This is a genomic window from Siccirubricoccus phaeus, assembly GCF_008360935.1.
Classification (GTDB): Bacteria; Pseudomonadota; Alphaproteobacteria; order Acetobacterales; family Acetobacteraceae; genus Siccirubricoccus; species Siccirubricoccus phaeus.
In genome coordinates, this window is record NZ_SRXO01000034.1 from 37,503 (window position 1) to 45,004 (window position 7,502).

The 7,502-nt window shown below is 73.4% G+C and carries 6 protein-coding genes; 4 read left to right on the forward strand and 2 right to left on the reverse strand.

Annotated elements, in window-relative coordinates:
- Window positions 1-110 precede the first annotated feature (110 nt).
- Window positions 111-1,460: an ABC transporter substrate-binding protein gene (locus tag E5N76_RS28025; RefSeq protein ID WP_235907943.1), complete on the reverse strand. Its 1,350-nt coding sequence runs from the start codon at window positions 1,458-1,460 to the stop codon at window positions 111-113.
- Between the two features lie 126 nt (window positions 1,461-1,586).
- Here E5N76_RS28025 and pdxY point away from each other — a divergent pair, with 126 nt between their 5' ends.
- A complete protein-coding gene (gene pdxY / locus E5N76_RS28030) occupies window positions 1,587-2,435 on the forward strand; it encodes a pyridoxal kinase PdxY (protein ID WP_149541275.1) in 849 nt (282 codons plus the stop codon).
- A 571-nt stretch (window positions 2,436-3,006) separates the two neighbouring features.
- Here pdxY and E5N76_RS28035 read toward each other — a convergent pair.
- Window positions 3,007-3,678 carry a sensor histidine kinase family protein gene (locus tag E5N76_RS28035; protein WP_149541276.1) on the reverse strand — a complete coding sequence of 224 codons (672 nt, stop codon included), beginning with the start codon at window positions 3,676-3,678 and terminating at the stop codon, window positions 3,007-3,009.
- 92 nt (window positions 3,679-3,770) lie between these two features.
- On the opposite strand from E5N76_RS28035, the gene E5N76_RS28040 reads away from it, so the two are divergent.
- From E5N76_RS28040 to E5N76_RS28050, 3 genes are all read left to right on the forward strand, one after another.
- Window positions 3,771-4,682 carry a DUF6502 family protein gene (locus tag E5N76_RS28040; RefSeq protein ID WP_235907945.1) on the forward strand — a complete coding sequence of 304 codons (912 nt, stop codon included), beginning with the start codon at window positions 3,771-3,773 and terminating at the stop codon, window positions 4,680-4,682.
- The gene (locus E5N76_RS28045) at window positions 4,679-6,040 is read left to right on the forward strand and encodes a hypothetical protein (RefSeq protein WP_149541277.1); all 1,362 of its coding nucleotides are present in this window, start codon (window positions 4,679-4,681) and stop codon (window positions 6,038-6,040) included. The genes E5N76_RS28040 and E5N76_RS28045 overlap by 4 nt, the downstream gene beginning before the upstream one ends.
- A 287-nt stretch (window positions 6,041-6,327) precedes the next feature.
- A complete protein-coding gene (locus E5N76_RS28050) occupies window positions 6,328-7,353 on the forward strand; it encodes an amino acid ABC transporter substrate-binding protein (protein WP_149541278.1) in 1,026 nt (341 codons plus the stop codon).
- The last annotated feature ends 149 nt before the right edge of the window (window positions 7,354-7,502 follow it).

The window sequence follows — 7,502 nt, forward strand, 5'->3', positions numbered from 1 at the left end:
TCCGGCGCCCCATGTCGCGCCGGGGCTGCCCCCGGCCTCCGCCGCACGCCAGAACGCGGCCGGGCCGGGCGGGGCCATGGCGGGTGCGGAGGGCGAGGCCGGAATACTCGTCATCCGGCGATCGGCGCCGGCACCTGGGCGAGGAACTCCGCCTTCAGCCCCTTCATCCACTCCACGCTCTTCTGTCCCACGGGCGTCGCGACCATGGCGGCGGGGAAGAGGATCATGTCCTTCGGCACGGCGAAGGGGAAACGCTCGGTGAAGTGGCTGATGCCGACGATCTGATCCTCCAGGCCCTGGCCATCCTCGCGCAGGGTGATGGTGCTGGTCGGGGTGTCGAAGGTCAGGCCGCGGAAGGCCGCCGCCAGCTCGGCATCGTTCGGCCAGCCGCCGCCCTTGGCGGCGATGGCCCTGGCGTAGCCGGCCTGCATGGCGGAGATGGCCTGGGCCATGTGGTGGCAGGGGTAGATCGGGTATTCGTTGAACTTCGCCCGGTAGCTCTCCACGAATTTCGCCAGCCGCGCCGGGTCCTTCGGCTTCGGATGGTTGTTCCAGTGGTCGCCGCGGGCGCCGATGATATGCCCCGCCGGGAAGGTGCGGCCGAGGATCTGCAGCGAGGCCTCCGCCACCGGCAGGACGAAAAGGGAGCGGTCGAAGAGCCGCCGCTCGGCGGCCTGGCGCACCAGGGTGACGAGGTCGCCGCCCCAGGAGGTGGAGAGGATGACATCCGGCCGGGAGGCGAGCAGCCGCGTCACCTCCGTGCTGTAATCCGTGGCGCCGAGGCGGGGGAAGAGCTCCGCCGTCACGCGCACGCCCGGCTTCATGGCGTCCATTGCCGCGCGCCACATCTCCCAGGAATCGCGGCCCCAGGCGTAGTCCTGGTTGATGACGGCGATGGAGCGGAAATCCGGCTTGTGCTTCAGCAGATAGAGCAGCGGCGCCAGCACTTCCGGCCCGCCATAGCCCTGCGGGCGGAAGGCATAGGGGTGGCTGCCTTCCTCGAAGATGCGCTGGGTGCCGCAATCCCAGAGCAGCGTCGTCTTGCGCATCTCGTCGGAGAGCGGCGTGCAGGCGAGGCAGGAGCCGGAGGAGATGGCAGCGAAGATGATCTGCACGCCTTCGTTCTGCACCAGCCGGCGGTATTCGCCGACCAGATGCTCGGTGCCCGGCGCCTCGTCCACGAAATAGGGCCGCACCGGCACGCCGCCGATGCCGCCCGATTTGTTGATCTCGTCGAAGAGCAGTTCCGCCGTCTGCCGCGCCGGCACGCCGAAGACGGAGGCCGAGCCGGAGAGGAAGGTGGCGATGCCGACCCGCAATTCGCTCGGCTTCTGCTGCGCCCCGGCATTGCCGCCGGCCATCAGCAGGCTGCCGGAGGTGAGCGCGCCGAGCATGGCGCCGCGGCGGGTGATGGCCTCCGTTCCGGCCGCTGTCCCGGCCTGTGTCATGGCCTGTGTCATGGCGTCCCCTCTCCCTGGTCCGGCCGGGCCGGTTGGGGCCGAGCATGCCGGGGCGCCGCGCCGCTGGGAAGGGGTTGGTGCCGGGAAGAATTGACCCGGCGCCGGGGGCGGCCTTAGCTGGCGGGCGTGAACATCCTCTCGATCCAGTCCTGGGTCGCCTATGGGCATGTCGGCAATGCCAGCGCGGTGTTTCCGCTGCAGCGGCTGGGGGCCGAGGTTTGGGCGATCCACACCGTGCAATTCTCCAACCACACCGGCTATGGCGCCTGGCGCGGCCAGGTCTTTCCGGAGTCGCTGATCCGCGATTGCGTGACGGGCATCGAGGAGCGCGGCGTGCTCGGCACCTGCGATGCGGTGCTGACCGGCTATGTCGGGGATGCCGGCACCGGCGCTGCCGTCCTGGACGCCGTGGCGCGGGTGAAGGCGGCGAATCCGGCGGCGCTCTGGTGCTGCGATCCGGTGATCGGCGATGTCGGGCGGGGTGTCTTCGTCCGGCCGGGGATACCGGAATTCTTCCGTGACCGGGCGCTGGCGCTGGCCGATATCGCCACGCCGAACCAGTTCGAGCTGGAATGGCTGACGGGGCGGCAGGTGGCGACGCTGGCGGAGACCAAGGCGGCCGTCGCGGCGCTGCAGGCGGGGGGGCCGCGCTGCGTGCTGGTCACCTCGCTGCGCGTGGCGGAGACGCCGGCGGATGCGCTGGACCTGCTGGCGGCGGAGGGGGAGGAAGTCTGGCGGGTACGCACGCCGCTGCTGGGCTTTGCCGGCAATGGTGCGGGGGATGCGATCGCGGCGCTGTTCCTGTTCCACCGGGCGCGCAGTGGCAGCGCCCGGGTGGCGCTGGAACGGGCGGCCGCCTCCATCCATGGGCTGCTGCGCCGGACGGTGGAGGCGGGCAGCCGGGAGCTGCTGCTGGTAGCGGCGCAGGAGGAATTCGTCGCGCCGGGCGAGGTCTTCGCAGCGGAGCGCTGCTAGAGCGTGATCGGTTGAGGTCGAATCGACCGAAGCCGTGAAGCACGCGACCAGACAATGAGCTGGAGCGGGACGGATGAGCGAAGCTCAACCGATCCCGCTCTAGGCGCTGCGCCTCTCGCTGGCCGGCAGCCGCTCCAGGGGCCGGCGAGGCGGCTCTCATGCGCTGAGCACTCATGCGCCGAGCACCGGCAACGCGGCAAGTTCTGCACTGCGCAACGCCGCCAGCGGCGCAGAAGCCAGCCCCCCTCGCTGGCCGAAGGCGCTTTCATGCGCTTTCGACGCCGTCGAAGGCGACCATGCGCGAGGGCCATGGTGCCGATTTCAGGTCAAGGAGGCCGCGTAGCGGCAACGCGCTTCGCGCGGCTTTGTCCCTGATCTGAAATCGGCACCATGGCTTGGGCTTGAGGTGCGCTCGGTCGCGCCGGAGGCGCGCCTCCGGCGCGACGTCGAGCGCGCAGGCGGCGCGCCCGGCCGGAACGGCCAGGGCGTGCGGAGAAGCTGGCGCTCCATGGTCCCCGCGCGGCGAGGCGGTCAGTCTAGAAGCGAGCACCCGCCCGTCGCCACCGCCCGCCTAGCCCTCCACCGGCCGCGGCCCGTCATGCGGCAGCCGCATCTCCGCCCGCGTCCAGCCGCCGCTCCGGCGCAGCCGCGCCACCCCGCCCACCGTCGCGGCGATGGAATCGATCAGCCCCAGCCCCTCGCCGATCCGGTCGACCGCTGGCCCGCGCCCGTCATCCAGCACCTCCAGCGTGGTCACGCCGGCATCGCTGGCCAGCCACACCATCAGCCGCCCGGCGCTGCGCTGGGCAAAGCCGTGCTTCACCGCATTCGCCACCGCCTCATGCGCCATGCGCAGCACCGGGCGGCAGAGCGCGCCGGGGCACAGCCCGGTCACCCTGGTCTCCACCTCCACCCGCTGCCGCGGCGTCGCCAGCAGCGCCACCGTCTTCCGCGTCAGCGTGTCCAGCCGCCGCGGCATCGGGCCGGGCATTTCCGTCATCCCGAACAGCGCATCGGCAATCGCCACGGAACAGGCCACGCGCTGCTCCAGCAGGTCCAGCAGCCGCCGCCCTGCCGGACTCGTCTCCGCCTCCAGCAGCGCATCGGCCTGGATCAGCAGGCGCTGCAGCGCGTTGCGGGTCAAATGGCGCAATTGCCGCAGATCCAGCGCCTCCGCCGGCTCCGCCGCGGAAAAGCCGCGGGCCTCGCTCAGGGATCCGGGGATGGGCTGCAGGGCGGGCATGCGGTCATCCGGGCTCCAGGGGTTGCGGGCGCCAGATTAGTGGGAAACTTACCCACGTCCAGCCATGGGTCAGGAATGTGGGGAAAATTCCCATGGCACCGCACCGCCTTTCAGGCGATGAGAGGCTGACCCCCATGCCCGCCGCCCCGCCGCCCTCCCCCGCCCCACCAGCCGCCGCGCCGGCGCTGCTGCGCGCCCTGCGGCGGGCCCTGCGGCCGCTGATCGGCTTCCTCATCGCCCGAGGCATCACCTTCCCCCTCCTCGCCGACTCCCTGCGCCAGCTTTACGTGGAGGTCGCCCAGGCGGAGGGCCGCGCCACCGGCCAGCGCGCGACGGACAGCCGCGTCAGCCTCCTCACCGGCGTCCACCGCAAGGAGCTCCGCCGGCTGCGCGAGGCCGCCGAGGCCGATGCCGCCCCGCCGCCCGAGCCGGTGACGCTGGCGAGCCAGGTCATCGCCCGCTGGCTCGGCCTGCCCGCCTATACCGACGCGGAGGGCAAGCCCCTCCCCCTGCCCCGCCTGCCGCCGGAGGAAGGCGGCCCCTCCTTCGACTCCCTCGTCGCCGGCGTCACCACGGATCTCCGCGCCCGCACCGTGGCGGATGCCTTCCTCGCCCAGGGCCTCGTCGCCACCGACCCGGAAGGCAGGCTGGTGCTCCGGGTGGAGGCCTTCCTCCCCGCCCCAGGCAGCGAGGCGCAGCTGCATTACTTCGGCCGCAACCTCGGCGACCACATCGCCGCCGCCTGCGCCAATGTCGCCGCGCAAGGCGCCCCGCCGGCGCTGGAGCGCAGCCTGCATTACGACGGGTTGCGGCCCGAGGTCGCGGCCCGGCTGGACGCGGCGGGGCGGGAAGCGGCGCAGCGCCTGCTGGTGGAGCTGAACCGCCTCGCCCTCGCCTTGCTGGCCGAGCATGGCGAGGCGCCGCCCGGCAGCCCCACCCGCCGGGTGAATATCGGCGTCTATGCCCTGGCCGAGGACGAGCCGGAGGCCCCGCCCGCGCCATGACCCGCCGCCCCTGGCGGCTGCGGCCGCTGCTGTCCCTCCTGCTGCTCTTCGGCTGCGAGAGGCCGCCGCCCGATGCCATCATCGCCGCGGCGCCGCCGCCCCAATGCCGCATCGGCCCGGATGACGGGCCGCCGCCGGACACCCTCGCCGCCTCCGGCAAACAGGGCATCGCCTCCGGCGACCGGGGCATCGGCGGCACCGGCATGCTGGCCTCGGGCGATCGCGGCATCGGCGGCACCGGCATCATCGGCGTGGTCACCGGCTTCGGCAGCCTCTGCGTGAACGGGCTGCGCATCGCCTTCGACCCGCGCCGGCCCGTGCCGGTGGAAGGCGGGGTGGAACCGCCCGCCCCGCTGCGCGCCGGCCAGGTGGTGGCGGTGACGGCGGAAGGGCCGATGCAGGCCCTCGCCGCCCGCAGCGTGCTGCGCCAGGTGGCGGTGGCCGGGCCGGTGCAGCAGGTGACGCCGGAGGGCACCCTGCTGGTCGCCGGGCAATGGGTGGTGCCGGGCCCCGGGCTGCGCGGCCGCGGGGGGTGGCGGGAAGGGGAATGGGTCTCGGTCAGCGGGCTGCCCCTGCCGGAGGGCGGGGTGATGGCCAGCCGGATCGATCCCCGCGCCCCCGGCCAGGTGGTGGTGCGCGGCACGCTGCACGGGGAAGGCGAGCGCGTCCGCATCGGCCGGCTGGTGGTGCCCCGCCCCCCCGCCGGCGCGCCCGGGGAGCCGGTGCTGCTGACCGGCGCCTGGGGCCGGGCGGGGCTGGAAACGGTGCGGCTGCGTCCCACCCCGCTGCTGGGCGGCAGCACCGCCCTGTTCGGGCCGGAGGTGCGGCTGGTGCTGCTGGAGGCCGTGGCTCAAGGGGCGGGGGCCGGGGGCAGCCCGGGGCTCGGCCTTGGCGGCGGGCTGCAGGTGGCGGCACCCGCCGGCTTCGCCAGCCTGCCGGCGACCCATGGGGTGGTGCAGATCTGGCAGTCGGAGAGCGGCCGGCCCTACGCCTTCGGCCTGCGCGCCCTGGGCAGCGAGGGCCCCGGCAGCCTGATGGAGACGGTGCCGGCCCGGCCGGGCGAGGTGCCGCGCCTCCTCGCCCAGCCGGAGCGGCCGCCCGGCACGCCGCCGGCGGCCACGCTGCAAGCCAGGCCGCTGCCGGTGCCGGGCCGGGAGGCCGGGGAGCTGGCCCGCAGCCTGTGGCCGGCCCAGCCGGGCGTGGGCATCACCGCCTTCGGGCCGGAAGGGTCCCTGGCGCTGCCAGGGGGCGGGGCGGGGCTGCCGGCGGGGGTGCCGCCGGTTGGCGGGGTCGGCATCGCCACCACCCCGATCACGCCCGGCGGGGCGCCGGTGACGCGCCCCGGCCCGGTGCGCTGAGGGCCTGCCGCGGGAGGGTCTGCCGGCAGGTACTTGCCGCGCTGGCGTGATGCGCCAGCACCCCATTCGCATGCCGCCCGGTCCGCTGCCGGGGAGCCTTTCGAGACGGGCTCTGCGGCGGCGCCGCGCCCCGCGGCCGGATCTTGCGACTTGGAGACGAGAATCCTCCATGCCCGGCGCGGCGGCGGGCGGCGGCCACGGCATGGCAGCACCGGGCCGGCGCGCCGGCGGCGCATGGACGCCCCGCCGCCCCACCGGCATCATGCCGCCCCCGGGAGATTTTCCGCATGCGCCTGCCCTTCGCCCTCGCCGCCCTTGCCTGGCTGCTGCCTTTCGCCGTCGCCGCCCAGCCCCAGGCCGCCGGCCCCACCTTGGCGGCGGTGAAGGCGCGGGACATCCTGGTCTGCGGCACCTCCACCGGCGCCGCCGGCTTTTCCCTGCCGGACAGCCGCGGCGAGTATCGCGGCCTCGACAACGACCTCTGCCGCGCCGTCGCCGCCGCGGTGCTGGGCGACCCCGCCAAGATCCGCTGGGTGCCGCTGACCACCCAGGCCCGCTTCCCAGCGCTGCAGAGCGGCCAGATCGACCTGCTGATCCGCACCGCCACCTGGACCCAGGGCCGCGACACGGCGAACGGGCTGAACTTCACCGCGGTGAATTTCTACGACGGCCAGGGCTTCCTGATCCGCGCCGCCCTTGGCGTGAAGGCAGCGACGGAGCTGGCCGGCGCCTCCATCTGCGTCGTCGCCGGCAGCACCAACGAGCTGAACCTGGCGGACTGGGCGCGGCAGAACCGGGTGGAGTACCGCCCGGTGGTGTTCGAGCAGAATGACGAGGCCCGCCGCAGCTACCTGGCCGGCCGCTGCGACGCCTATTCCACCGATGCCAGCCAGCTCGCCGGGCTGCGCGCCAGCTTCCCGCACCCGGAGGAGCATGTGATCCTGCCGGAGATCATCAGCAAGGAGCCGCATTCCCCGGTGGTGCGGCATGGCGACGACCAGTGGTTCGACATCGTCCGCTGGACCTTCTTCGCCCTGCTGATCGCCGAGGAGAACGGCATCACCCAGGCCAATGTGGAGGAGCACCTGAACAGCCAGAACCCGGAGATCCGGCGGCTGCTGGGGCTGAGTGGCGACCACGGGCCGCTGATGGGGCTGGACCGGCGCTGGGCCTACTGGGCGATCAAGGGCGTGGGGAATTACGGCGAGATCTTCGAGCGCAACCTCGGCCAGGGCAGCAGCATCAAGCTGCGGCGGGGGCTGAACGATCTGTGGAGTCGGGGCGGGCTGATGTACGCTCCGCCCATTCGGTGACGGTGCCGAGAGGGGCTCTGCCCCTCACCCATCCCCTCATTTTGAACCGGCGTTGGCTCGCACGAAGAGGTTGGCATCTGCCACGGCCTTGGCGAAGCCCTGCATCAGCGGCGCAAGGCGCGGCTGTGGCATGTTGGGGATGAGGTCGT